The following is a 26,374-nucleotide window of genomic DNA, read 5'->3' as shown; positions in this document are numbered from 1 at the left end:
TGTCTCTTAAATTCGCTGTAACTGATCATTCTTACGGAATTTTAAATAACTCCATAGAGTGAGCCACCTTTTGCGCCCAGTTGATCCACCCTCTTTTCGACCGCTTCATCTTTAATCAATGCCGGAGCGTGATGAGGTTTTGTTCGGGCATCAATAATCATTGGACCTTCACAGCCCCAATGCTTGAAGGCAGTAAAGCTTTTGATTCCATGGATATCAAATGCGGGGTTACTACGTGTAAAGGTTGTCCAAACGAAATTATTGACTGTTTCGGCTGTAAAACTGGCATCGTCGCATAGAACCAGTAGGGGGAAACCCTCCCAAGCCAATCCTTCGGCCGCATGGCACCACTGGCGAATCAACTCAGTCTCATCTGCATAGGTGGTGAAGGCTTTTCCATCAATCGCCAATACACCCGGCATCACCAGCTTTGCCTGGTTAAAAGGTCGCGGCAGATCAAAATTTGCAGGCAACGCTCCTGCCAGTTCCCTTTTCTTTGTCCCGGCAGCAGCAAACACCACCTTCGACCCCGCGTTTAATCCATCACCTGAATAATCTAAGGTATCAATGGTCGTATTTGTCTGAAAATGAAGGTCCCGTGCAGGGTCAATCCTTTCCAGGATATGTGCAAAAAACGCCGGAATATCATAGATATCCAATTTAGGATTATCCTCGTGGGCTGAAATAAAAAGATACTTCGCCAGGCTCAGTTGGTTTTTTCCAAGGATCTGGTTGGCGATGGTTAAAATTTCCTGCGGCCGGTCCACACGTTGATAAGGTGTATAGCGCTCTGATCCTATAGCAAATAATAAGGGATGTACTCCAGCCGCATCCACCGCGTTGACAGCATGCAAGCCTGAGATTTCCTGTGGGATGGCTGAACCGGTTATTTCGTGAATCAGCGCCCCAAAGCTGGTATCCTCCTGCGGTGGCCTGCCTACCACGGTAAAGGACCAGATCGGATCTTTCTTATGGTATACATTATGCACTTTCATTAAAGGAAAAGGATGAGTGAGACTGTAATAGCCAATATGATCACCAAAAGGACCCTCTGGTTTATTCTCATTGGGATAGACGGTACCGGTAATCACAAAATCCGCATCTGCCGAAATACAAAAACCTTCGTCGTCGTAAAAATAGCGGAACCGTCTATTGCCTAAAGCTCCGGCAAAAATCATTTCAGACAGTCCCTCTGGCAGCGGCATCACCGCAGACAAGGGATGCGCAGGTGGGCCGCCCACAAAAATACTTACTTTAAGTGGCACACCAAGTTCATTGGCCTTGGTCTGATGGATACCTATTCCACGGTGCAACTGGTAGTGTAATCCTATTTCCTGATCTGGAATATAGTCATTGCCTGAAAGCTGAATCCGGTACATCCCAAGGTTGGCATGCATTATTCCGGGCTTATTTACATCTTCTGTATAGACCTGCGGCATCGTCACAAAAGCCCCGCCATCCATAGGCCAATTAACGATCTGAGGAAGCTTGCTAATGCTTGTTTTACCATGAAGGATCGGAGCTCCCGCCTTTCTTTTCCAAGGCAGGGCGCCTAGGGCAGTCATGGATGAACCAAGATATTGGAATGGATTTTTTAGTACAGCACCTGGATTCATCTTGACGTCCACCAATTTCTTAAGATGATCCAATGAGTCACGGAACATAAATTTCGAACGGTCCAATGTACCAAATAGATTGGATACTGCAGGAAATTCCGAACCTTTGATATTTTCAAAATACAATGCCGGCCCTGCTACATCAAACACCCGCATGTGAATTGCGGCCATTTCAAGGTAAGGATCGACTTCTTCTTTAATCCGGATTAAATGGCCATGTTTTTCAAGATCCGCAACACATGCCGCTAGACTATTGTATCCCATATATTAAATCTGTATCAACGCGTTAATCCACAAATTTAACAGAATATTTTAGAAGTAAATAATTATTCATTCCTGTTTATCCCCACTGAAATCACACTGACAAGCTAATTTAATGTATCAGGTCAGTAAGCTAAAAAGCCTACTTACTATCTCCTGCCACAGCTGCAGCGCCATAGCACTATCTAGGAATAGCGTTTTAGTATTGGTGAATGCGAATCAATAAAAAATAGACCATTTAGAAAAAAACCTTCATGCTCTTATAAGCAGCAACAGTCAGGAAAATCAACTGAAGGTTCTTTCAGACCGATAGAAAACAGACAATTCAGCAAAATCAGGTATCCATGCTAACATAAGCCTTCAGTGGCGTAAATTCAAAGGGCTGAACTTTCTGCCAAGTCGAATTATCTACATTTTTTTCATAATAGAGTACTCTTCTAAACTCATCAATATCTTCCTTATTGATATCGTTTAACCGGCTCAGCAGTAACTTCGCGAAGAATTTATTCACACCAATCTCGCGTTTTTGCGTGCCGGAAGTATATTTGAGAAATTGATAAAATAAGTTTCTAAACGTCACCTCTTCATGCCCGCCGAGATAGATAATCTCGGATATAAAATTTTCCTCCCAAGGCATTTCCCGCAACCAACGGTACACATCCAACAAGGGCAAGGGATGAAATTTCAGGGAAGCGACCCAGTTCCAATAAAATATCGTCTGCCGTTTGGCCAGTTTGCCAAAAATCCGGTTCAGGACACTTTCCTTTCCGATAACACTGCTTTTAACAACTATCGTATACTGTACACGCAGAGCCTCCAATAGATTACGAACAGGTTCTAAAAAATGCTCATCCATCAACCGGGCTACATAAATCACGCGGTTATTTCCCGCCCGCTTACAGATTTCAACGAAATTACGCAGGCCAAGCAGTTCCAGCTGCAGCTGTATATCATTGTCCAGTGTCGGAACCTGCGTAAAATAGATCGCGAAGTTCACATCACTAATCTGAAAATTATCGTAAGCCGGTCCTTTTCGCAACAGATCAAGCTCAAACAATCTTGCTGTTACTTTCTCTTTCACAATTTTATTAAAAATGGATAAGTTGCGTACCAAACCTGTCACATCAAAATCCTCCGTCTGTAAATAGCATGACGCCCGTCGTCCCAAATAGGTATTTAGCCCACTAATTAAAACCTTTTTCATTCTTATAATTATTTATGAGCATTCGCTTTTAATGGTAAAAATGAGCTTGTTGCAGCTTTTCCCAATATTTATCTTCCTTATTTCAGGCAGTCATGATGCTACCTTCTGCGGTTTTAATGAGCAGCCCGATGTTTGACCGGATCTCATTTTTGACTATCCTATAAGATTGCAAAAGTCCATGTTGGTTTTTTCTTCAAATACGTTGACTAACCCGTATCATAATTTCCTAATTTTAGAACAGAGAAACCGCAAATAAGTTTAATACTATTTTTATTTTTTCTGTTGCAACAACTTGTTTTTGTTGCTAAGGGAGCAATCATTGATCGGTTGGCGCATTTTCTATACTAAAATTAAGGGAATGAAATTCCAAGCTTATTTTTTTGATAGAGGACAATTTGTCCAAAACCGCTTCTTTGTCCTTTTTGTGTCAATTCACGCCTAAATATTTTCACAAACACAATATCCTTATATATTTGTAAATCTTCTGAAAATAGGCTGCACTAAAAAGTATTTATCTTCACCTCTATGGACAAAAGGGCTACAATGATCTGGTTTAGAAATGATTTAAGACTTCATGACAATGAAGTATTTTATCAAGCCTCGGAAAAGAGTTCCTTTATCATTCCAGTCTATTGTTTTGATCCCCGTTATTTCGACCGTAATCAATTTGGCAATTTAAATACAGGTGTGCTGCGGGCAGCCTTTGTAATCGAAGCTGTCACAGCCTTAAAAGAGAAGTTAAAAAGTCATGGCAGTGACCTGCTGACTTATATTGGCAAGCCAGAAGATATTATCCCACGTATCGCTCAAAAATATCAGGTCAACGAGGTCTATCACCATCGGGAGGTTGCATTGCGTGAGACTTCCATTTCGGAAAAAGTAGAGCGCAAGCTCTGGAACAGCAAAATCAACCTGCGTCATTTTATCGGGCACACACTTTACCATAAAGAGGATTTGCCTTTTCCGATCAAGGATATTCCAAATGCGTTTTCCGTTTTCAAGAAAAAGGTAGAAAGGGAGAGTTCGGTACGTCAACCGATTCCATATCCCTCAAATTTCCTGACGCCACCGCATCTTGAGGACACTAAGATTCCCACGTTAAAGGATTTGGGCTATTCAGATGAGGACATCAAGTCTGTTGATGATATTTATATTTTAGGTGGTGAAGACACTGCATTGAGTATCATGCACTCGGTTTTGTCCACTTATCCGGAGACCGACCAAGATCCAGTGATATTGGGTCCTTTTATTGCTGCTGGAGCTTTGTCCCCGATTCTTCTTTACAACAACATTAAGAAACTGGGGGAAGGAAAAAAGGACAAACGATTCGAGAAAATAATAGACAGTTTACTTTGGCGGGATTATTTCCGTTTTATGCTCAAGAAATATCCTAATATATTTTTTAAACCATTGGGCGCTAAAAATAGCGGTACAGTGGATATTCCTGCATTAACGGTAAATGAAGAGCTATTTGAGCAATGGAAATCCGGTCAGACAGCCGATGATTTTATCAATAGCACTATGATACAACTTAAAAAAACGGGTTATATTCCCTATCAGGCGGGACTGATCGCCGCAAGTTATCTGGTGCATGAATATCAGGTCAATTGGTTAAAAGGCGCTTCCTGGTTTGAAGAACAGCTTTTGGACTATTCTCCGGCCACCTTATATGGACAATGGGCCCATGTTGCTGGAGTGGGCACCAGTGATAAGGACAATAAAGCTTTGGACTGGCAGAAATTGATCAAAACCAACTTCCCCAATGGTCTTCCAAAACTGGATGAATTGCTTGCTAAATAAATCTTCGGCAGAAATAAATAATTTCAGAACAAAAGAAATTTGTAGGGCACTGCAAGGCACTTTTAAAACCCGCTAAAAATGTTAAGAATTGGATAGATTTATTGATTAAATTATTCAATTTCAGTATTAGAAACTCTTTTTTTATTCATAACTTTGACAAATTTCATAGTTTTAATTGTAAATGGACAATCTGACATATTTGAGTAATGCTGATTCGGCCTATGTCGATGGCTTATATCAATCGTACAAGCAAGATCCTCAATCGGTAGATTTCGGATGGCAAAAATTCTTTGAAGGTTTTGATTTCGGTCAACATGCTGGTGGAACAACAAATTCAGTAGGCGAAGCAACTCCTGAGCACGTATTGAAAGAAATCAATGTGCTGAACATGATCAACGGTTACCGTGACCGCGGTCACCTCTTCACACATACAAACCCTGTTCGCGAAAGACGCAAGTACTACCCTGGCAAGGAATTGGAAACTTTTGGTCTTGCTGAGGCAGACATGAACACAGTTTTCAATGCAGGTGTTGAAGTGGGTTTGGGTCCAGCAACATTAAAAGATATCCGTCAACTGGTTGAAGACACCTATTGCCGTTCTATTGGTGCAGAATTCAAATATATCCGTAATCCCGAGAAAATTAAATGGTTACAGGACCGTATGGAAGCGGACCGCAATATGCCAAAATTCTCTTTGGATACCAAAAAGAGAATACTAAACAAACTTAATGATGCTGTTGTATTTGAAAACTTTTTGGGCACCAAATTTTTAGGTCAAAAACGTTTCTCTTTAGAAGGGGCAGAAAGCTTAATCCCGGCATTGGATTCGGTCATCGAAAAAGGAGCAGAGATTGGCATCCAGGAGTTTGTTATCGGTATGGCCCACCGCGGTCGTTTGAACGTCCTGACCAATATCATGGGTAAATCTAGCAAATCCATCTTCTCGGAATTTGAAGGTAAGACTTATGCAGACGATCCTGAAGTAAACTTTGGTGGTGACGTAAAATACCATTTAGGTTTTTCATCTGAGGTTAAAACAAACGATGGTAAATCTGTCCATTTAAGTTTGGCACCTAACCCTTCGCACCTGGAAACAGTAGATCCTATTGTAGAAGGTATGGTACGTTCTAAAATTGACTTCAAATACGATGGTGATTCATCGAAGATTGCGCCGATCATTATTCATGGTGATGCTGCAATCGCTGGTCAGGGCGTGGTATACGAGGTAACTCAGATGTCCAAACTGGATGGTTATAAAACGGGTGGTACAGTACATATTGTCATCAATAACCAAATCGGATTTACAACGAACTATAAAGATGCACGTTCTGGAACATATTGTACAGATGTGGCTAAAATCACGTCTTCACCTGTATTCCATGTCAATGGCGATGATGCAGAAGCTGTCGTTTATGCAATTAATTTAGCCGTTGAATACCGTCAAAAATACAAGACAGACGTATTTATCGATTTGTTATGTTACAGAAGATTTGGTCACAATGAGGCTGATGAACCTAAATTCACACAACCTTTGTTGTACAAAATCATTGAGAAACATCCGAATCCAAAAGAAGTATACGCAAAAAAATTAATCGCCGAAGGAAGTATTGATGAAGCGTATTCGAAAAATATAGAAAAGGTATTTAAAGCTGAATTGCAGACCAAACTTGAGGAAGCAAAAACAGTTGAAGTACTGACGGAAGATATTCCGATGTTTAAAGGTGCCTGGGAAGGATTACGCCCAGCGAAAAAAGGGGAAGTCTCTACCACTACGGATAAAACTAAAGTTACAAAGGATTTATTCTTAAAATTAGCGAAAGAGATCACCACATTACCTACTGATAAAAAATTCTTCCGTAAGATCACGCGTTTATTTGAAGATCGTGCAAAAATGATCAGCAATGATTCGTATGACTGGGCAATGGGTGAATTGATGGCGTACGCGACTTTATTGGATCAAGGAAACCGTGTTCGTATCTCGGGTCAGGATGTACAACGTGGTACATTCTCGCACCGCCATGCGGTATTGACATTGGAAGATTCGGAAGAGAAATATATTCCATTGGCAAATATCAAAGGTGGAGACAAATTCTCGATTTATAACTCCTTACTTTCGGAATATGCTGTTTTAGGTTTTGAATATGGTTATGCTTCTTCAAACCCTAATTCATTAACCATCTGGGAAGCGCAATTTGGCGACTTTTACAATGGTGCCCAAATCATAGTCGATCAATATTTGTCAAGTGCTGAAACAAAATGGAAACGTTCAAATGGTTTGGTGATGATGCTTCCACATGGTATGGAAGGACAGGGACCTGAGCACTCTTCGGCGCGTATCGAAAGATTCCTTGAATTATGTGCAGATGAGAATATGATCTTAGCAAACTGTACAGTGCCGGCCAACTATTTCCACTTGTTACGTCGTCAATTGGTACGCGAATTCCGCAAGCCATTGGTGATCTTTACACCGAAATCATTGCTGCGCCATCCTAAAGTGGTTTCGCCATTGAAAGACTTCACAGAAGGTGTGTTCCAAGAGGTCATCGATGATGCAAATGTAGCTGCAAAAGATGTAAAACGTGTATTATTCTGTTCGGGTAAAGTTTACTATGACTTATTGGAAAAACAGGAAGCTGACAAACGTAAAGATGTCGCCATCGTTCGTATCGAGCAATTGTTCCCAATTCCAGCTGAGCAATTGAAGGCGATCCGTAAAAAATACAATAAAGCAAAAGAGTTTGTATGGGTTCAGGAGGAAAATGAGAACATGGGTGCATGGTCTTACTATTGCCGCAAATTGATGGGTACTGAAATTGCATTTACAGGTTTCGTTGCCCGTAAAGAAAGCGGAAGTACAGCGACAGGTTATATGAAACAACACGTTGCCCAACAAGCAGAGATCTTAAATAAATCATTCGAATAAAAACAATTTAAAATCAATTGCGTCTTAGCTATAGGACGCAATTGTCAATAAAGAACATTATATATGAGCTTAGAAATTAAAGTACCAACCGTAGGTGAATCAATCACGGAGGTAACCTTATCACAATGGTTGAAACAAGATGGCGATTATGTGGAGATGGATGAAAACATCGCCGAACTGGAGTCAGACAAAGCTACGTTTGAATTACCAGCTGAAAAAGCGGGTATCTTAAGAATCATTGCGCAAGAAGGCGATACTTTAGAAATCGGTGCTGTCGTTTGTACAATTGAAGAAGGTGGAGCTCCTGCTGGCGATTCAGCTCCGGCTGCTGCACCTGCTGCTGAGGCATCATCTAATGCAGCTCCAGTTGCTGCCACTGCAAAAGACGAAGATCCAGATAGCTACGCTGCTGGTACAGCTTCTCCTGCTGCTGCAAAAATTTTGAGAGAAAAAGGAATTGATCCTTCAACTATAAAAGGAACAGGTAAAGATGGCCGCATTACAAAAGAAGATGCTGAAAAGGCTCAACCTGTTGCTAAAGCTGCAGCCCCAGCTGCGAAGCCTGCTGCTCCTGCGGCAACAACTACTGCTGCACATGTTGCTGGTTCTAGAAATGAGCGTCGTGAGAAATTATCGTCTTTACGTAAAACTATCGCAAAACGCCTAGTTGCCGTTAAAAATGAAACTGCCATGTTGACAACTTTCAACGAAGTCAATATGCAACCGATCATGGATCTACGTGCTAAATATAAAGATACATTCAAAGAGAAATTTGGTATCGGCCTTGGTTTTATGTCTTTCTTTACAAAAGCCGTAACAACAGCATTGGCTGAATGGCCAGCAGTAAATGCACGTATCGAAGAAAATGAAATCGTATATTCTGACTTCGCGGATGTTTCCATCGCTGTTTCTGCACCTAAAGGGCTGGTTGTACCAGTAATCCGTAATGCGGAATCGATGTCTTTGGAGCAAATTGAAAAAGCAATTGCTACATTGGCTGGTAAAGCACGTGACAACAAATTAACGATCGACGAAATGACTGGTGGTACATTTACAATAACTAATGGTGGTGTATTTGGTTCCATGATGTCAACCCCTATCATCAACGCACCACAATCAGCAATTTTGGGTATGCACAACATCATCCAACGTCCGATCGCTGAGAATGGACAAGTGGTAATCCGTCCAATGATGTATATCGCGCTTTCTTACGATCACCGTATTATTGACGGCCGTGAGTCAGTAAGCTTCTTGGTTCGTGTAAAACAATTATTGGAAGATCCAGCTCGTTTGTTGTTGGGTGTATAATTGTTATCAAATTATATAAAAAGACCTGTACGGTAATCGTACAGGTCTTTTTTGTTATTGCACTTTGCCTTCTCTCCCCTAGCCCTGATTTCTTTCAGGATTTTACGAATATAAATTGGGTATAAGCGCTATCCTCCCCCAAGCCCGCCTTATACTGCTTTTGTGAGTTTTCTACCTACGAATCTAAATTGAGGTTTTAATTTCTTTATTTTAATTTATACTTTCACCTGAAGATATCTGGTTGCTAATCGATTATCAGCAAATCAAACAACTAACAAGATTCATTTTTTGCCGACAGCATGGATAATATTAAACAAGCAATTATGAACAGTAATATAATAGGTCTAACAATTATTCTTTTGCTCCGTGTGCTGACGCTCTCAGCCAACATGGCCAATCCTTACAGTCCCCATAGTATTACTGCACAATTGGTTCCTTCAAGTAAAGCAAAAGTACTTCGTGAGCGAATAGATATACAGCTTGTGCAAGACACGTTGGATTATGATTATCAGAGCCAATTCAATATCGAATATATTATCCATGCGGAGGAAAATATGGACTTTCCTTTGGTGTTCCTTGCCCTCAATCTAGATCGCTTAGAAAGGGTAAATGTTAACCAAAAAGAGATTAAATCTATTCCTTTGGATCAGCGAAAATCGCAGTTCTCCTTTTTGCGGCTCAACAATGGTTATTATGAGATCAACTATGGGCAAGATGAATGGGAACGAATTGAGTTAAGTGACGGATTCTATTTTACAGCTAAACTTCATAAGGGAGAAAACAGTATCAAAGTTCAATACCGTGCTTTTATGGGCTATGACCGGCGGGATATCATCAGAAAATATAAGATTGAATATCTCCTATTTCCCTCCAAGTACTGGTCTTCCTTTGGCCCAATTGAGCTATACCTACACACGGGGAGTAAAATAAAAATATATACAGCGGATCTAGGCACGCCCCAACAGCAAACGGACAGGCTGACTCATTGGAACATCGAGTCTGTCCGAAAAAAAGAGAGCTTTACGATCGAAGTCGGGGAAAAGGCTCCCTTTCTGGCAAACATCATCCTTTGGATCCATCCAGAACTCCTTGCATTGATCGGATTCATTATGCTATGCTGTTTACATATTAGGTATATCTACAAAAAATACAAAATAGGCGGTTACCGTTATGCCTTGTTAATTGGAAATCTGATCGTACCAGCCACATTTAATATTTTGTGCTGGTTTTGGACTAGTGTAGCCAATTACTTGGTCAACGGAATTTTTGATCATAATGCCCGTGGGTTTATCTTATTGTTTATTGTTAGCATGCCATTATATTATATCGTGTATGACCTAGTCCTCTTTGTCATCGATAGAAGCATCCGGATCAAATTTCAAAAACAGCAATCAAATTAAGCTGACCTACTTTTTATAGGTCAGCTTATTGTCAATCATCCGATTGTTATATTGTTGAATAAAAGCTTTCATCTTGGTTTCCATTGTGTCCAAGACCGCTGGATGCTGTTTGATCAGGTCCTGTTTCATCAGCCGATCCTGTTTCATATTGTAGAGGGAAACCGGTTTAAGACCATCATAAGACATCATATAATCTTTGTAGTAAAAATTGTAGCTTCCTGCATTATTGTTCAGGACAAAATTATCCCGTCCTGGTTTAAATGCATCTGAGCCAAATGCAAAATAAGGTTCATCGTAATGGAGGTAGTTTAAGACGGTAGGCATAATATCGATCTGCTGCACCAATTTCTCCGCCTTTCCGACTAGCTTATCACCTGGGGCATAAAATATAATCGGAATCTGAAATCCTCCCGCAGCAGTCTGATACTCGGGGAGATAGCTTACCGTAGCATGGTCAGCACAGATCACAAATAAGGTATTGTTAAACCAGGGCATTTTAGATGCAGTCGCAAAAAATTCACGTAGTGCATTATCGGTATAACCGATCGGTTCCTGTACCGGTAGTGGTCCTTTCGGAAATTTACCCTGATACTTTTCCGGTACCTTAAAAGGATGGTGCGAGGACAGCGAAAAGAAGCTTGCAAAAAACGGTTGTTTTAACGTATTGATTTTATTGGCGGTAAACTGTAGAAAAGGTTCATCCCAGATTCCCCAGATCCCATCAAAATCCTGATCGTTATTATATTCATTTTTACCAAAATAATGCTGTATTCCTGCCAATTTCATATAGGCAGAAAAGCCCATGCTCCCATTTGGAGCTCCATGGAAAAATGCAGTTTCATATCCTTTCTTTCCTAAAAGCTTAGCCAAGCTGGTGGTTTCGTTCCCCGAATACACAGAAAGCACAAAAGGTTCGCCAATGGAAGGAATGCCTGTAATCACCGAAGGCAAGGCGTCGATGGATTTGCGCCCATTCGCATAGGTATCGGTAAAGGTATATCCGTTACGGATCAGGGAATCTAAAAAAGGCGTATATCCTCTATATTTTCCCCCTTGAATATCTTTATTCAGTTCACCAAAATGTTCCTTTGCGAAACTTTCCAAGATGAGCACAACAACATTCTTTTTATTGAAAGGTTTGTCTGTCTGTGGAAGATGGATTGGATCATACAGTTTTGTCAGTTCCTGTTCCGAGTAATAATGTACAGGCTTGAGACTGACAGCTTTTAATGTTTTCAATATACTGAAGGGTGTATTGAGCACAATATTCATCTCTTCGGGCGTATCTACATAATCACCGGCATTGCTCAGGGTAATCGGGCGGGTACTGTGTGCCCAGCCCCCGCGAACACCACCTATAAAAAGAAAGGCAGTCAATAAAAAGAAAGGCAGCTGAACAAAGAGAGATTTCCATGAATAGCTTTTCGGTTTTTCCAGTTGGATCAATCGATAGGATTTTGACAAACCATAAACAAGCAACGCAAGTACCAACAGGAGATACCAGTAATCAATACAAAAGTCAAAGGCCAATTTGAAAAGATTGGATTCATTCGAGAACTGGCTCAATACCGTACCGGTAGTCCGTTTTAAAGTAAAGGGATAGTAGGCATAGTCAATTAGATTCAGGGCAATTCCCAGCGAATTGACAAGCACAAAGATCCATTTGGAAATCCGTTGATAGGTCGGATTAGCTATGAATGGTCCGGGTACCGTCTGCATAACAATGTATAGAATATTCAGGTAGAGCAAAGCAACTATATCAAAACGTAGTCCACCTCCAAACATCACAATGAGTTTTGGGGTGTTTACGTTAGGAAATAAGGAAGCATTCGACAGGTAAAATCCCCATCTCAGCAGGGCGTAAATGACCAAAAGAAAGATAAAGCGAATGGCGACGGCAAAATAGGGAGCTAATATTCCTTTTAATTTCATATGTAAACAGTTTATTTATTCATCAGTTCATTTTCCCCCTTTTTTAAGGTCTTCCTATTACCTAGGGAAATTTAAAAGTCATCTGCCCCTTATATTCCTCGAACATTTTCGCTTCTTATACAAGAGGTATTTTATCAGGTTAATATTTTAGAAATTCACTATAAACCTGCTGATAATATGCTTTTGCAATATTCAATATACTATCTGTTTTGGCAGCGGGGTATTCTTTATTGGATCTATAATTAATGATCCGGCCAACATTATCAAAAGATACCGACTGCTGCGGTGTAACGGCACCGAAAGCATCTTTGGAATTATAAAAAGCAATCTGTGGCGTCGTTGGATTAAATAAATCGCGACTCCAATGGTACCTGCTGGTCGGAAGTTTCAATTGTGTCAACAGTGTTGTTGCTAAATCAGTCTGGTTTCCGATGCGATTAAAGATTTTACCCCGATATTCAGGTTTGATCACGTCTCCGAAAAAGAGCAACGGGATATGAAATCTATTCGGATGGAAAAGTTCCCACTTTTCCGATGGTAAACGATGGCCGTGATCTGCTACAATCACAAAAAGTGTATTCTTGTACCAGGCTTCTTTCTTGGCTTTACCAATAAAATCAAAAACAGCTGAGTCCGTGTAGTTCGCCGTACTTCGGAATTTATCGGCATTGGTGCTACTGCCAAATTTATAACCATGCTTTAATTCAAATGGTTCGTGATTGATCAGCGTAAATATGGTTGAGAAAAAAGGCTGTTTCTCTTTGTTAAAATCATTGATCATCTGATTGAAGACCACATGATCGTAAACTCCCCAGGAAGCCCGCTCAGCATCCAGGCCAAAGTTAGCGTTATCCACTACTTTGGAAATACCATGTGTCAACATATAGGACTTGAAATTATAAAATTCACTTTGTCCGCCATGATAAAAAGAGGTTTCGTAGCCTGCATGATCAAATTCTTGACCAATAGCGGGCATATTTTCGTGTTTGTCGATATATTTAATGATACTTTCGGGCCCCTGTGCAGGGAATCCGCTCAGTATGGCGACCATTCCCTTATCCGAGCGGTCAGCTGCGGAATAGATATGATCAAATAAAATTCCGCCTTTGATCAGTTCTTCCATATGTGGGGTAATTCCCTTCTCCCCGCCCAACGATTGGATAAGGTCACCAACAAAACTTTCCAGCATAATAATTACGACATTGGGGCGTGTGGTGGATAACACTTCAATCGATGAATCGGGCTGACTCTGGAATGCAGGCTTCAGGAGTTCCTGGATTCCCTGTTTATCCGAGCCATAGAAATCATAAGGGCTTTTCAGTTTTGTACTCTTGGTGAAAAAGTCGCGCAGAAGCGACCATTGGGTATTCACAGCAGCGTGATTATAGAAAGTAACCTCAGAATAATAGGCCTTACTTGGATTTAGAGTCGCACGACCATAACCACCACGGATAAAGGTGAAGAGAACAAAAACTCCAAGGGCCAGTTTCAGAAAGTTACCAAGCGCTGATTTGAGATTATAGAAATATACTTTCTTGAACATCCAGCGGTAGAGAAAATATCCACAGCATATCCCCACTAACATCCCCAGGATCGGGAAAAAAACCGGTGTAGATTCCGCGGAAGCTACTGCGCCAGATGGTGAAGCAAGAAAGGCATCTATCGCACGCTTAGATATTTTATCTCCCCATTCCCGATAGATATTGACATTGATAAAACTCGTCACAAAAAATAAAACCAATACAACTATCGTGTAAATATCAAGGATGGTGCGTCGGGGCTGAATCTTTGGGAAAAATCCAAGAATACAATAAACAAGAAAGGGAAGAGCACAGATATAGGATACCGCCGAAAAATCAAGGCTTAATCCATGAAAATATATTCTAAAAATCTCCGTGAAATGAGCAGTTCCTATTTTCTCAAAAAAAGCAGAAATAAAAATAAATCTATCTATAAAACAGATAATTAGCCAAAACAAAAAATATTGTGTTAACGCTCTAAGTTCGTTCGCAAATCGTTGCATCCCTTCGTGTAAAAATAAAACAGGCAAATTTACATTAATTTACATTAAAACTAGGCTAACCAACTAGTAATATGAAGAAAAGATTAAAAAAGTATTAAGATCTGAGTATCAAATATTGAGATATGAGTGTGGAGGTTTTGATCTACCATCAATAACAAGATCAATGATAACAAGGAAAATAACGTAGAATTCCTTACTTTTGTATTCCTTAAAAATTTGTATATAAAATTTAAAATGAGCATAGCGAAAACTTACAATCCAAAAGAAGCTGAAGAAAAATGGTACAGCTATTGGAAAGCGAACGGATTTTTCCGTTCCACTCCTGATGAACGTGAACCCTATACGATTGTAATGCCGCCACCGAATGTCACTGGCGTATTGCACATGGGCCATATGCTGAACAATACTATTCAGGACGTTTTGATTCGCCGCGCACGTATGCAGGGCAAAAACGCCTGTTGGGTACCGGGGACAGATCACGCCTCCATTGCCACTGAAGCTAAGGTCGTCGCTATGTTAAAGGAGCAAGGTATTGACAAAAGATCCCTATCCCGTGAGGATTTTTTAAAGCATGCTTGGGAATGGAAAGAAAAATATGGTGGCATTATCTTAAAGCAGCTGGAAAAACTAGGTGCTTCCTGTGATTGGGATCGCACCCGTTTTACCATGGACCCTGAATTATATCAATCCGTGATCCGAGTATTTGTTGACCTGTACAATAAGGGATTAATCTATCGTGGTTACCGCATGGTTAACTGGGATCCGGAAGCAAAAACCAATATTTCAGACGAAGAAGTTGTTTACAAGGAAAAGAACGGAAAATTATACCATCTGAAATATCAGGTTGAAGGAACGGACAAATATATTGTCGTTGCGACGACGCGTCCTGAAACGATCTTTGGTGACACAGCAGTATGTATCAATCCAAACGACGAACGCTACACCTGGTTGAAAGGAAAACAAGTGATCGTGCCTATTGTAGGACGTAAAGTGAATATCATTGAAGACGAGTATGTGGATCTTGAATTTGGTACCGGCTGTCTTAAAGTAACTCCGGCGCACGATGTGAATGACTACGCATTGGGTAAAAAGCACGATCTGGAATTTGTGGATATCTTTACCGACGAAGCGAAATTAAACGACAACGGCTTACATTATGCTGGCATGGATCGCTTTAAAGTACGTAAAGAAATCGAAAAAGAACTGGAAGAAAAAGGATTATTGGAAAAAGTCGAAAACTATACCAATAATGTCGGAACATCTGAAAGAACCGGTGCTGTTATCGAGCCTAAGATTTCTAACCAATGGTTCTTGAAAATGGAAGATCTGGCAAAACCGGCTTTGGATAATGTCATGGATGATACCATTAAATTTCATCCGACGAAATTCAAAAACATCTACCGCAATTGGATGGAAAATGTTACTGATTGGAATATTTCGAGACAACTGTGGTGGGGGCACCAGATACCAGCTTATTTCTACGGTGATGGTAACGAGGATTTTGTCGTTGCGCAAACTGTTGAAGAAGCGCTTGCATTGGCACAACAAAAATCAGGCAACGCAAACCTAACACTTTCGGATTTACGTCAGGATGAAGATGTGCTTGACACTTGGTTTTCAGCTTGGTTGTGGCCAATATCTGTATTTAATGGCATCAATGAACCTGAAAATGCGGAAATCAACTACTATTATCCTACACAGGATTTGGTTACTGCTCCGGATATTATTTTCTTCTGGGTCGCGCGTATGATTGTATCGGGTTATGAATTCCGTGGACAGCTCCCTTTCGAAAATGTCTATTTTACCGGTATTGTACGGGACAAGTTAGGACGTAAGATGTCAAAATCTTTGGGCAATTCACCTGATCCTATTGATTTGATGAATGAGTATGGTGCTGACGCTACCCGGATGGGGATGTTATTGACGGCACCTGCTGGAAATGACTTACCATTTGATGTTGAACTGTGTGTGCAAGGGCGTAACTTTGCTAACAAAATCTGGAATGCATTCCGTTTGGTAAAAGGCCTAGAGGTTATCGATGCGCCGGCATCAGCGTCAGACAAAATATCCGCTGCATGGTTTGACGCACGATTCAATCAAGCATTGACTGAAATTGAAGAAAACTTCAAGCATTATCGTTTATCGGATGCTTTGATGACAACCTATAAATTGGTATGGGATGATTTCTGTGCCTGGTACCTGGAGTTGGTCAAACCAGCTTATGGTTCGCCAATAGCTTCGGAAACTTTGGAAGTGGTCAAATCTTTCTTCCAACGTATATTGACACTTGTACATCCTTTTATGCCTTTCTTAACCGAGGAACTGTGGCATGATGAGCTGTTCGGTGCAAAAGAGAAAAAAGACTGTATCATTGTCGCTGAATTTCCAAAAGTCAGCGCATTTGATGAGCAGATCATCAAAGATTTTGCTATTGCACAACAGATCATTTCTGAAGTTCGTAATATCCGCAACTCGAAAGGTATCTCACCGAAAGTTGCCTTACCTTTAGCGATCAACCAACAGTCTGACACCGACCTTGCACAGTACATCGCGATCATCACGAAAATTGCCAACCTGGAGGCAGTCACATTTGTTACGGAAAAAGTACCTGGTGCAACAAGTTTCCTTGCGGGTAAGGATGAATGTTATGTCCTTCTAGAGAACAATGTCGATGTTGAAGCGGAGCGCGAACGTATTACAAAAGAGTTGGCGTACCTGGAGGGATTCTTAATCTCTGTAGACAAAAAACTTTCCAATGAACGTTTTGTGCAAAATGCAAAACCTGAAATCGTAGAAAACGAAAAAAGTAAGAAAGCCGATGCAGAAGCTAAAATCAAGATTCTTCAGGATAGTTTAGCCACTTTAGCTTAAAAGATACAGACGATATGTTTCCATAGGGGCTGTTCGAAAAAAATCGGGCAGCCCCTATTTTCTTTAAATCTATTCGTATGTCATACTATGCCATTTCAATCATCAACAGGTTATATTCACTTTTGTGAGGTTTCGTTTTTTCACTCTCATCTCCATACATGATTCCTAGGAATGATAAATATTGTGTCCTTGCTAACTGTTGATTTTTAACTTTATAGGAATTCCTGTAAAAAAATGAATAACTTTATAAGAGCGAACTTAAATTATAACAATATGGGATTCAAGGAGACATTTCAAATCAATGGTGAAAACCTTTTACAAAAGATCAAAGAAATCATTGCAGAGGGTAATGTGAATAAAATCAGTATTTCAGACAAACATGGCAAAGAGATCATGAGTTTTCCGGTTACTGTCGGCGCAATAGGACTGATTTTAGCACCGGTATTTGCTGCCATTGGTGCAGTGGCAGCTTTGCTCACCGAATGTACAATCACGGTGGAACGAAACAGCGAAAAGAAAGAGGCGGAAAAACCGGATGATTCCGCAGAACCGCCAACAACAATCACTGTCAATTAATCCGATCTTAAAATTTACGATTATGAAAACCATTAAGAATATCCTTTGCGCATTATTTGGCCTACTTTTTATCAATGCTGGTCTAGATAAGCTCCTTCATTATATGCCTGTTCCTCCAATGGACATGGATATGCAGAAGGTATTTCAAGCTTTCGGCACCATAAAATGGCTAATGCCGCTGGTGGGGATCATTGAAATCCTCGGTGGCTTATTGTTCATTCTCCCGAAGACCAGAACAGTAGGCGCATTGGTTATCTTTCCAATCCTAATTGGCATTTTCACACATAATATGATTTTCTATAGCCAAGTCGGATTAATTATCTGGGCTGTACTTTTCATCATTTGGTTATGGGTGATCTTTGAAAATTGGGGAAAATACAAAAAGCTAATGGAATAATGGCGTTGACAAATTGATCGATATCGCGTGCTTTTGTTAGCATAAAATTAAAAAACAAAAAACTTTATACTCCAAAAATGGTTTGGTCAATTATTTGATGTGTTTTATAGATTATCCCTTCACTAACAATGTTTTTAGGGATGGTTGGAAAATTGTTTAAAATTTGTCGACATATGTTGCACAAATTAAACTTGCATATACAAGCAAATTTATCTTAGTTTGCTGATATGGCGGCGATATAAGTTAATATCTGAAAAACTTTGCAAACTTTTTTCCGTTTTAATTTTTATTAATAGATACTTAAATCAAATTATACGTTGAACAGATTTACCCGAATTGCTTTCAAAACAATATTGTGGATTATTGGAGTAATCATTGCGCTGGTTATTCTAGTTGTATTTTTAATCCGGATACCCTCCGTTCAGAACTATATTGCAGGGAAAGTAACTCACTATGTTGAAGGAAAAATAGGCACACCGGTGAAAATCGGTTACATCAATATTGATTTTCCCAAAAAATTAGTATTACAGGATATCTATCTGGAAGACCAGAGCAAAGATACTCTTGTCGCTGGGCAGCGCATTGCCGTCGATATCAATATGCTCAAGTTATTGAAAAATACGGTAGAGATCCAGCGTATCGAAGCAAAAGGGATGACCGCAAAAATCCGCAGAACACTACCGGACAGTTCTTTTAACTTCGATTATATCGTCAAAGCATTTGCCTCCGAAAAGGAGAGCAAGCCTACTGCCGATACGACCTCTGCCCTATTGTTCAATCTGGATAAAGTAAAACTTGATAAATTTCATATCGTTTATGCGGATGATGTTATTGGAACAAGTGCTGATGTTTATTTAGGTACGCTAAACACCAATATCAAGAAATTTGACCTGACCAAAAACATGGCCTTCAATCTACCGAAGGTAAAAATAGACGGGTTAAATGCAACCGTAAAACAATGGCGACCGGTCGTAGATGGTACGGGCCCTACGGTCGAAGACTTTGGCATCACAGACAAGACGGCACAGACGACCAGCCTACTGCCGGATGTAGGGATACAGATTGCCGATCTGGCCAATATCTTTGTGCGCTATGAAGATCAATCCAGTGCACTTAAAACCAAATTTAACATCAAGAATCTCCGCGCAGACATCAACAAAATTGATTTAAACAAGGAACTGGTGGATATTCAAACCATCCACCTGGATGGTTCGGATAATGATGTGCTTTTTGGTAAAATAGCCAAGAAAACTCCATCAAAGGGCAACACGACTGCTGATACGACAAAAATCAAGTGGGTTGTCTCTGCCAAAGATATTACGGTTAACAACAGCAGCCTAGCCTACCGGGATGACAACCAAGCCCGTATGAAAGGTTTTGATTATTTCAACATCAAGATTCCCGGAATAAAAACGAACTTAACGGATTTATATTATAGTGCGGACTCGATCAGTGGGTCGTTGCATGAACTGACCGCATCCGATCACTCGGGCCTCGTCATCAAACAGCTTAAGGGGGACTTTAAATATACCAATACGGGGGCAGAAATTAAAAACCTATACGCGGAGACTCCACGTACACTCATTCGGGATTATCTCAAAGTGAGCTATCCTTCATTGGATATTATTACAAAGAAACCTGAACTGATCTACGTCAATGCGACAATCAAGAAGAGCCGTGTCGATATGCGTGACATTTACTATTTTGCACCGTTCCTTGATACAATGCAGGTTATGAAACCGTTGATGGACAAGAAGTTTAATATTGATGGCCGAGTAGTGGGTAAATTAAATGACCTGAATATTCCCAATATCGATTTCCAGACGCTATCCAATACACGGGTTGTTGCAAGCCTGCGGTTAAGGGGCCTACCCAATGTAGATAAGATGTCCATGGACCTCAATCTGAAAAAATTAACGACAGGCCGCTCGGATATTGAAAAATTGGTCGCTAAAAGTATGTTACCAGCAAGCCTGCAATTACCAAATACAATCGGATTGACCGGAACCTTCAAAGGTGGTATGACTGCTTTTGATACCAATCTCTCCTTGGTAACTGAAAAAGGAACAGCCAAATTTGATGGGAAAGTCAGCATGGCAGGTAGAGATACGACCTACGATGCTTTTGTTAGTATCCGTGATTTTGATATTGGTAAGATCATGAAAATGGATAGTACCTTGGGTATACTTTCATTTGAAGGAAAATTAAAAGGCCATGGTACAGATCCCAAAAAACTTGTTGCCAATTTCGACGGCAAAGTAAACCGCGTAGACGCTTTAGGTTATCGTTATCAGAATATCGATATGAATCTAACCGCAGACAAAGGAGATATTAAAGCTTCTGTTGTGAGTCCTGACCCCAATATTAAATTAAAGCTGGATGCTACCGCCAATATGAAATCTAAATATCCGCAGGTGGATTTTGAATTGATGGTGGACACCATCAATTTCAAAAACCTGAAACTGATGGAGGACGATTTCAAATACCACGGTAAGTTGGTGGGACATTTTACTTCAGCAGATCCCAATTTTTTAAATGGGGAGGCACATATTACCAATTCCTCTATTGCCTACAATGATGCCTATTATTCATTGGATAGTATATCGCTGATTGCAAAATCAGATACTAGCAGGAATCTGCTCCTTTTAAAATCGGACTTTTTAAATGCCCACTTAGTCGGGAAGTATAAGGTTCTGGAATTACAAAATGCTGTTCAAGATATTCTGCAAGTTTATTATCAACCCGGAAAACCTGTTAAGGTGCCGAAATATGAACCCCAGAATATCGAATTTTCGGCGCAGTTGACCCGGACTAGATTTGTACAGGATTTTGTTCCAGAACTGACAGAGATGAAAGATATCACACTGGATGGGATGTTTAATAGTGAGACCAAAACAATTCTGGCCAAATTGGATGCACCAAAAATAATCTATAGTGGAACAGAAATCAATAACGTGACGCTGGATATCAATACCCTGGACAGCACCTTATACTATTCGGCGCTGATCAATAAGATAAAGGTCAACAATATCGAACTTATCAATACTGTATTCAGTGGTTCCGTCATTCAGAATAACCTGGATTTTGGATTGTGGATAAAAGATAAAAAAGAGAAAGAACAGTACCATTTGGGCGGAGATATGGCGGTAGACAATGGCGCTTTTGTTTTCAGCCTCCATCAAGACGGCTTAATGCTGAACTATGACAAATGGAATGTAAATCCTGCCAATGTACTTAAATTTGGAAGCACCGGTATTCAGGCAAAAGATTTTATCCTAAGCAGTAAAGGGCAGGAATTGAATATATCCTCGCAGGACAGCGTATTGAATTCACCGGTAAATATTTCCTTTAAAAACTTCCGTATCGAAACCTTAAGTAAAATGCTGGAAAGCGATATTGTAGATCTGGGGGGTGGTATCAATGGACAGGCGACAATATCACGTCTGGAAAGTAGTCCGGTTTTTGTTTCGGATCTGGTCATCAATAAATTCTATGTTGGAAAAGATACTGTGGGGAATGTGAATATCAAAGTCAACAATGAAAAAGAAAACACCTATAATGCACAGATCAGTATTAGCGAAAATGGCAATAATGTCGTTTTAAGTGGAGATTTTATCAGTCCTCCGAAAGGCGAATCGAGTCTGGACTTCACATTGGATATCCAGCCGTTGACAATGCAGACGGTGCAGGCATTTAGTTTGGGCTATCTAAAAGATTCAAAGGGAAACCTTGAAGGTCAACTGAAAATTACCGGTTCACCATCCAAACCGCTGATCGATGGTGATGTCAGATTTAAAGAAGCCCAGTTTAATATTGCTATGTTGAACGCTCTTTTCAAAGCAAAGGATGAGACGATCCATTTTGATAATAGCGGAATCAACTTCACGAAATTTGCGTTGGAGGATAAGAAAGGAAATATTGCCAAAGTTACCGGTTCGATAGATACAAAGACCTATACCGACTTTGATTTTAATTTCAACGTCAATACGGACAATTTTGAAGTCTTAAACTCCACCCAGACGGACAACGACATGTTCTATGGAAAGATGTACCTGACATCCAACCTCAGGATCAGAGGAAATCTGGACAAGCCGGTTGTAGATGGAACAATCAAGGTCCTTGGTGATACCGATTTCACTTTTGTGATGCCAAATGAGAACCCAGGTATGGCTGATCGCAAAGGAGTGGTCGAATTTGTCGATAAAAGCGATACAGCACGTGCAAATGTATTTGCGAAATTGGATTCCATGACTGTTACCAAATTGACCGGAATGGATGTGGATCTGAACCTACAGACAGATAAGGAAGCGAAGTTTAAGATTCTCCTTGATGCAGGTTCACAGGATGCGCTGAATATCCAAGGTCAGGCGGAATTAAATGCGGGGATAGATGCCAGCAGCAAAATTACCCTGTCCGGAACATTTACGGTAGACAAAGGAAGCTACTCGTTTAGTTTTGGTCCCGTGAAAAAAGATTTTACCTTCCAAAAAGGAAGTACGATCACCTGGAACGGAGACCCATTGGATGCGCGGCTCAATATTACGGCAGCCTATACGACCAAAGCCCCTACCTTAGAGCTGGTTGCGACACAATTGGGATCTGAAAACGCGAACCTGTATAAACAACGCGTACCATTCAATGTGTTGTTAAAAATCACGGACAAACTCTTCCAACCCCAATTGGGTTTTGATATTGATCTGGATGAGAATAACTCTATCGTGTCCCAGGATGTGGTCAGCAAAGTCAACAATGCCTTGACTACCCTCCGTGAAAACCCATCAGAGCTCAATAAACAGGTATTCTCTCTCATTGTATTGGGCAGATTTATGTCGACAAATCCATTTGAAAGTTTATCCGGTGGTGGTGGTACCGAGGCTATCGTCCGGAATAGCATCAGTTCGTTCCTTAGTGGACAATTGAACCGCTTAGCTTCGGAATTGATCACTGGTGTAGAGCTGGATTTCAACCTCACATCTGAACAGGATTACGCAACCGGTGCTGGACAAACTCGAACCGACTTAAATATCGGTGTATCAAAAATGCTCCTGAATGACCGCCTGAAAATTACGATAGGTTCCAATTTTGAGGTTGAGGGCAATACCAGGCCCGGTGAGACCGCCAATAATATTGCGGGTGACATCCAGCTGGATTATCAATTATCACAAGATGGCCGTTATTTTGCTCGCGTCTATCGCAAAAACCAATATCAGGTAACGCTACAGGGGCAATATGTCGAGACCGGTATCGGCTTTATTATCAATATGGATTATAATAAGTTTAAAGAAATCTGGATGAGTTCAAAAAAACTCAAAGAGTATTATGATACGGACAGCAAAGGCTTCAGAAAACGTTTCAATGTGGAACGTATGGAAACGGATTCGGTCTATCGGGATAGCGTAAGAACTGTCATCAGAGATAGTTTGATGCTGCATAGTCCGGAATATAGAAAACGTATTGAAGAACGCGAAAAGGAAAAGCGTAAACAACAATTGGATTCGGGCAAAAATCAGTCAAAACAGCCGAGTCCCAAAACAAACTTGGATACCATAAGAACAACTGCGATTAAAAATGAAGATGAGGAAAGGAGTTATCATGTGGGCTAAACTGAAATTTGCCATTGCAATAGTAACGTTAACGACGATTATCACGTCCTGTTCTTCCACCAAGAATTTGAAAGAAGGTGAAAGCCTATACGTCAAGGGTAATGTCATTATAGATTCAGATACGATTTCCAAGGAGAATAAGGAAAAACTAGCAACCTATCTCCAATCATCATTGATGCCTAAACCCAATAAGCGTCTGGCAGGTGTACCGTTTAAGTTATATTTTAATAATATGGCCGGTGATTCGGCCAATAAAAATATCATCAAAAAATTCTTCAAGAAAATTGGTGAAGAACCTGTATTGCTAAGTGATGTCAACCGCGAATACAACGAGAATCTGTTGCGTAACCGCATGGAAAACATTGGTTTTTTTAATGCCGAGGTAAAATCAGATACATTGGTTGAGGAAAAGAAAGCAACAATAAACTACACGGCCAAACCGAACCTGATCTACCGGATCAGATCGGTCAAGTTCGACGTTGACAGCACAACACAACTGGGTCGGGATATACGTTCTTCATCCGACAAAAGTCTGCTTCAGGTCGGGAAAAATTACAGCTTGGACGTCATATTAAATGAGCGAGATCGCATTGACAATGATCTTAAAAACAAAGGGTATTACTATTTTAGTCCTGATTATATCCTTGTACAAGTCGACAGTTCACACCGAAACAACAGGGTCGACATGTATGTAACGGTAAAAAAGGAAACGCCAGCACAAGCGAAGGTTCCTTCCAAAATCAATAAGATCTATATTTTTCCGAATTATACAGAAACAAGTTCAGGTTACCAACGGTCTACCCGAAATGCAGAGTTGTTTGATAGCAGTTACTATTTTATAGACCGGAGACATACCTTTCGCAAACCCGTTATCGCAAAACATATCTTTTTCCATCCCGGAGATACATATAATCGTACAGCGCACAACCAGACGATCAGCCATTTGGTCAATCTGAACAGCTGGAAATTTGTAAAGAACAACTTTGTGGATAGCAAAGAAGTGCCAAATGCGCTTGATGTCTATTATTACCTAACGCCACTGCCAAAAAAATCCTTGCGGGTAGAGCTACTGGGAAAAATGGCTTCTGTGTACAACGGTACGGAGGTCAATGTCAACTGGACACTGCGTAATGCATTTAAGGGTGCGGAGCAATTGAGCTTTAATGTCTTTGGCGGTTATGAGACCCAGACTGGAGGAAATGCGGATCTAAATTCCAGTTATTACCGCTATGGTGCTGAAGCGACATTGACTTTTCCACGTATCCTTAGTCCTTTCGGAAGCATTGATCCTTCCCGTCGTTTTATTCCCAAAACCTATGTCAAAGGACGTTATGAATTCTTAAACCGTCGTAAAGCCTATACCTTGAATTCGATTGCATTGGATTATGGTTATATCTGGCAAGAGTCTGAAGAAAAACAACATGACCTTGCTTTGTTGGAAATTACCTATGTGCAGCCTAAAGGCATTTCGGAAAATTACCAAAAGCAGATGGATACCATTCCAGCGTTGCGGCATGCGATCGACCCTCAGTTTACAATCGGCCCCAACTATAACTTCACGTTCCAGAATACGATGAAGCAACATTTGAAGAATACGTTCTATTTCAAAGGCAATTTGGATCTTTCGGGGAATATCCTTGGTTTGATCAAAGGAGCCGATTTTAATAAAGGCAAGACTTTCAAATTATTCGATGCCTATTTCTCGCAGTATATTAAATTAAGCGGTGATGGTAGACATTATTTGAAATTATCCGAGAATTCGCAATTGGCATCGCGGGTCAGTCTCGGATTGAGTTATTCCTATGGTAACTCGCGGTCCCTACCTTATTTGAAACAATATTATGTTGGTGGGCCAAACAGTATCCGTGCTTTTGGTGCCCGTGCAATAGGTCCTGGAACAGTTGCTCCAGAGAAATTGAGCAACGGACTATTTTATGCGGATCAGACTGGTGATATCAAGTTGGAGCTAAACACAGAGTATCGTTCGAAACTGGCTGGTTTTGTTCATTGGGCAGCATTTATCGATGCTGGTAATGTGTGGTTACAACGAGAAGATGTGAACAAACCTGGTGCTAAATTCAGCAAAAACTTCTTGAATGAACTCGCTGTAGGTGGCGGAGCCGGCTTGCGCTTCGACTTTACCTTCCTGATCATCCGAACAGATTTTTCGATTCCATTCCGTATCCCCTATTTGCCTAAGGGGGAACGTTGGGTATTTAAGGACATCGATTTTGGCAGTTCCCAATGGCGCAAAGATAACCTGATGTTCAATCTGGCTATCGGTTATCCATTCTAGCTGCGCTTTGAGGTCGTACGTATCGACCTATACTATGAACGGCAACAGCCTGTGACTGGGTATTCACCGGAGCAAGAGGCTTTCTCAACATAAAGAGCCGTTTATAAGTTGAACAAGGTCAAAATAATAATCAAGGTAATGAGCTCGATATTTTATCGGGCTCA

At 40.6% G+C, this 26,374-nt stretch carries 13 protein-coding genes; 9 read left to right on the top strand and 4 right to left on the bottom strand.

Annotated elements, in window-relative coordinates; all coding sequences use genetic code 11:
- Positions 1–41: 41 nt before the first annotated feature.
- Together ABDW32_RS16895 and ABDW32_RS16890 are read right to left on the bottom strand one after the other, a co-directional pair.
- Positions 42–1,880, bottom strand: a complete 1,839-nt coding sequence (locus ABDW32_RS16895) for a UbiD family decarboxylase (RefSeq protein WP_343564474.1) — start codon at positions 1,878–1,880, stop codon at positions 42–44.
- Between the two features lie 331 nt (positions 1,881–2,211).
- On the bottom strand, positions 2,212–3,081 hold the full coding sequence (locus ABDW32_RS16890) for a hypothetical protein (RefSeq protein WP_343564472.1): 870 nt from the start codon (positions 3,079–3,081) through the stop codon (positions 2,212–2,214).
- 525 nt (positions 3,082–3,606) lie between these two features.
- Here ABDW32_RS16890 and ABDW32_RS16885 point away from each other — a divergent pair.
- The 4 genes from ABDW32_RS16885 to ABDW32_RS16870 all read left to right on the top strand — a co-directional run bounded on the left by ABDW32_RS16885 (position 3,607) and on the right by ABDW32_RS16870 (position 10,512).
- On the top strand, positions 3,607–4,881 hold the full coding sequence (locus ABDW32_RS16885) for a deoxyribodipyrimidine photo-lyase (RefSeq protein ID WP_343564470.1): 1,275 nt from the start codon (positions 3,607–3,609) through the stop codon (positions 4,879–4,881).
- A 181-nt stretch (positions 4,882–5,062) separates the two neighbouring features.
- A complete protein-coding gene (locus ABDW32_RS16880) occupies positions 5,063–7,804 on the top strand; it encodes a 2-oxoglutarate dehydrogenase E1 component (RefSeq protein ID WP_343564468.1) in 2,742 nt (913 codons plus the stop codon).
- A gap of 63 nt (positions 7,805–7,867) precedes the next feature.
- Positions 7,868–9,112, top strand: coding sequence for a 2-oxoglutarate dehydrogenase complex dihydrolipoyllysine-residue succinyltransferase (gene odhB / locus ABDW32_RS16875; RefSeq protein ID WP_343564466.1), 1,245 nt, complete (start codon positions 7,868–7,870; stop codon positions 9,110–9,112).
- 323 nt (positions 9,113–9,435) lie between these two features.
- Complete coding sequence (locus ABDW32_RS16870; RefSeq protein WP_343564464.1) at positions 9,436–10,512, top strand: hypothetical protein; 1,077 nt, start codon at positions 9,436–9,438, stop codon at positions 10,510–10,512.
- Between the two features lie 6 nt (positions 10,513–10,518).
- Here the strand turns inward: ABDW32_RS16870 and ABDW32_RS16865 are convergent, their stop codons facing one another.
- Together ABDW32_RS16865 and ABDW32_RS16860 are read right to left on the bottom strand one after the other, a co-directional pair.
- A complete protein-coding gene (locus tag ABDW32_RS16865) occupies positions 10,519–12,444 on the bottom strand; it encodes a sulfatase-like hydrolase/transferase (RefSeq protein ID WP_343564462.1) in 1,926 nt (641 codons plus the stop codon).
- A 139-nt stretch (positions 12,445–12,583) separates the two neighbouring features.
- Entirely contained in the window at positions 12,584–14,185 is a 1,602-nt protein-coding gene (locus tag ABDW32_RS16860; RefSeq protein WP_343564460.1) for an LTA synthase family protein, read from the bottom strand.
- Between the two features lie 516 nt (positions 14,186–14,701).
- Here ABDW32_RS16860 and ABDW32_RS16855 point away from each other — a divergent pair.
- The 5 genes from ABDW32_RS16855 (at position 14,702) to ABDW32_RS16835 (ending at position 26,210) form a co-directional block, all read left to right on the top strand.
- Positions 14,702–17,338: a valine--tRNA ligase gene (locus ABDW32_RS16855; protein WP_343564458.1), complete on the top strand. Its 2,637-nt coding sequence runs from the start codon at positions 14,702–14,704 to the stop codon at positions 17,336–17,338.
- Positions 17,339–17,572: 234 nt separating this feature from the next.
- Complete coding sequence (locus ABDW32_RS16850) at positions 17,573–17,914, top strand: DUF4342 domain-containing protein (RefSeq protein WP_343564456.1); 342 nt, start codon at positions 17,573–17,575, stop codon at positions 17,912–17,914.
- Between the two features lie 22 nt (positions 17,915–17,936).
- Positions 17,937–18,311 carry a DoxX family membrane protein gene (locus ABDW32_RS16845; protein ID WP_343564454.1) on the top strand — a complete coding sequence of 125 codons (375 nt, stop codon included), beginning with the start codon at positions 17,937–17,939 and terminating at the stop codon, positions 18,309–18,311.
- A 317-nt stretch (positions 18,312–18,628) separates the two neighbouring features.
- On the top strand, positions 18,629–23,914 hold the full coding sequence (locus ABDW32_RS16840; protein ID WP_343564452.1) for a translocation/assembly module TamB domain-containing protein: 5,286 nt from the start codon (positions 18,629–18,631) through the stop codon (positions 23,912–23,914).
- Entirely contained in the window at positions 23,886–26,210 is a 2,325-nt protein-coding gene (locus ABDW32_RS16835; RefSeq protein WP_343564450.1) for a BamA/TamA family outer membrane protein, read from the top strand. Before ABDW32_RS16840 ends, ABDW32_RS16835 begins: the two co-directional genes overlap by 29 nt.
- Positions 26,211–26,374 lie beyond the last annotated feature (164 nt).

Origin of the sequence: Sphingobacterium sp., assembly GCF_039596235.1 — a bacterium.
Taxonomy (GTDB): Bacteria; Bacteroidota; Bacteroidia; order Sphingobacteriales; family Sphingobacteriaceae; genus Sphingobacterium.
This window is presented reverse-complemented; position numbering and strand designations above follow the sequence as displayed.

Excerpts from the sequence above, each read along its gene's own strand:
- ABDW32_RS16870 (WP_343564464.1), top strand. The coding sequence starts at position 9,436 with ATGAACAGTAATATAATAGGTCTAACAATTATTCTTTTGCTCCGTGTG.
- ABDW32_RS16885 (WP_343564470.1), top strand. The coding sequence starts at position 3,607 with ATGGACAAAAGGGCTACAATGATCTGGTTTAGAAATGATTTAAGACTT.
- ABDW32_RS16880 (WP_343564468.1), top strand. The coding sequence starts at position 5,063 with ATGGACAATCTGACATATTTGAGTAATGCTGATTCGGCCTATGTCGAT.
- ABDW32_RS16845 (WP_343564454.1), top strand. The coding sequence starts at position 17,937 with ATGAAAACCATTAAGAATATCCTTTGCGCATTATTTGGCCTACTTTTT.
- ABDW32_RS16890 (WP_343564472.1), bottom strand. The coding sequence starts at position 3,081 with ATGAAAAAGGTTTTAATTAGTGGGCTAAATACCTATTTGGGACGACGG.
- ABDW32_RS16895 (WP_343564474.1), bottom strand. The coding sequence starts at position 1,880 with ATGGGATACAATAGTCTAGCGGCATGTGTTGCGGATCTTGAAAAACAT.
- ABDW32_RS16865 (WP_343564462.1), bottom strand. The coding sequence starts at position 12,444 with ATGAAATTAAAAGGAATATTAGCTCCCTATTTTGCCGTCGCCATTCGC.
- ABDW32_RS16855 (WP_343564458.1), top strand. The coding sequence starts at position 14,702 with ATGAGCATAGCGAAAACTTACAATCCAAAAGAAGCTGAAGAAAAATGG.
- ABDW32_RS16850 (WP_343564456.1), top strand. The coding sequence starts at position 17,573 with ATGAATAACTTTATAAGAGCGAACTTAAATTATAACAATATGGGATTC.
- odhB (WP_343564466.1), top strand. The coding sequence starts at position 7,868 with ATGAGCTTAGAAATTAAAGTACCAACCGTAGGTGAATCAATCACGGAG.
- ABDW32_RS16835 (WP_343564450.1), top strand. The coding sequence starts at position 23,886 with ATGAGGAAAGGAGTTATCATGTGGGCTAAACTGAAATTTGCCATTGCA.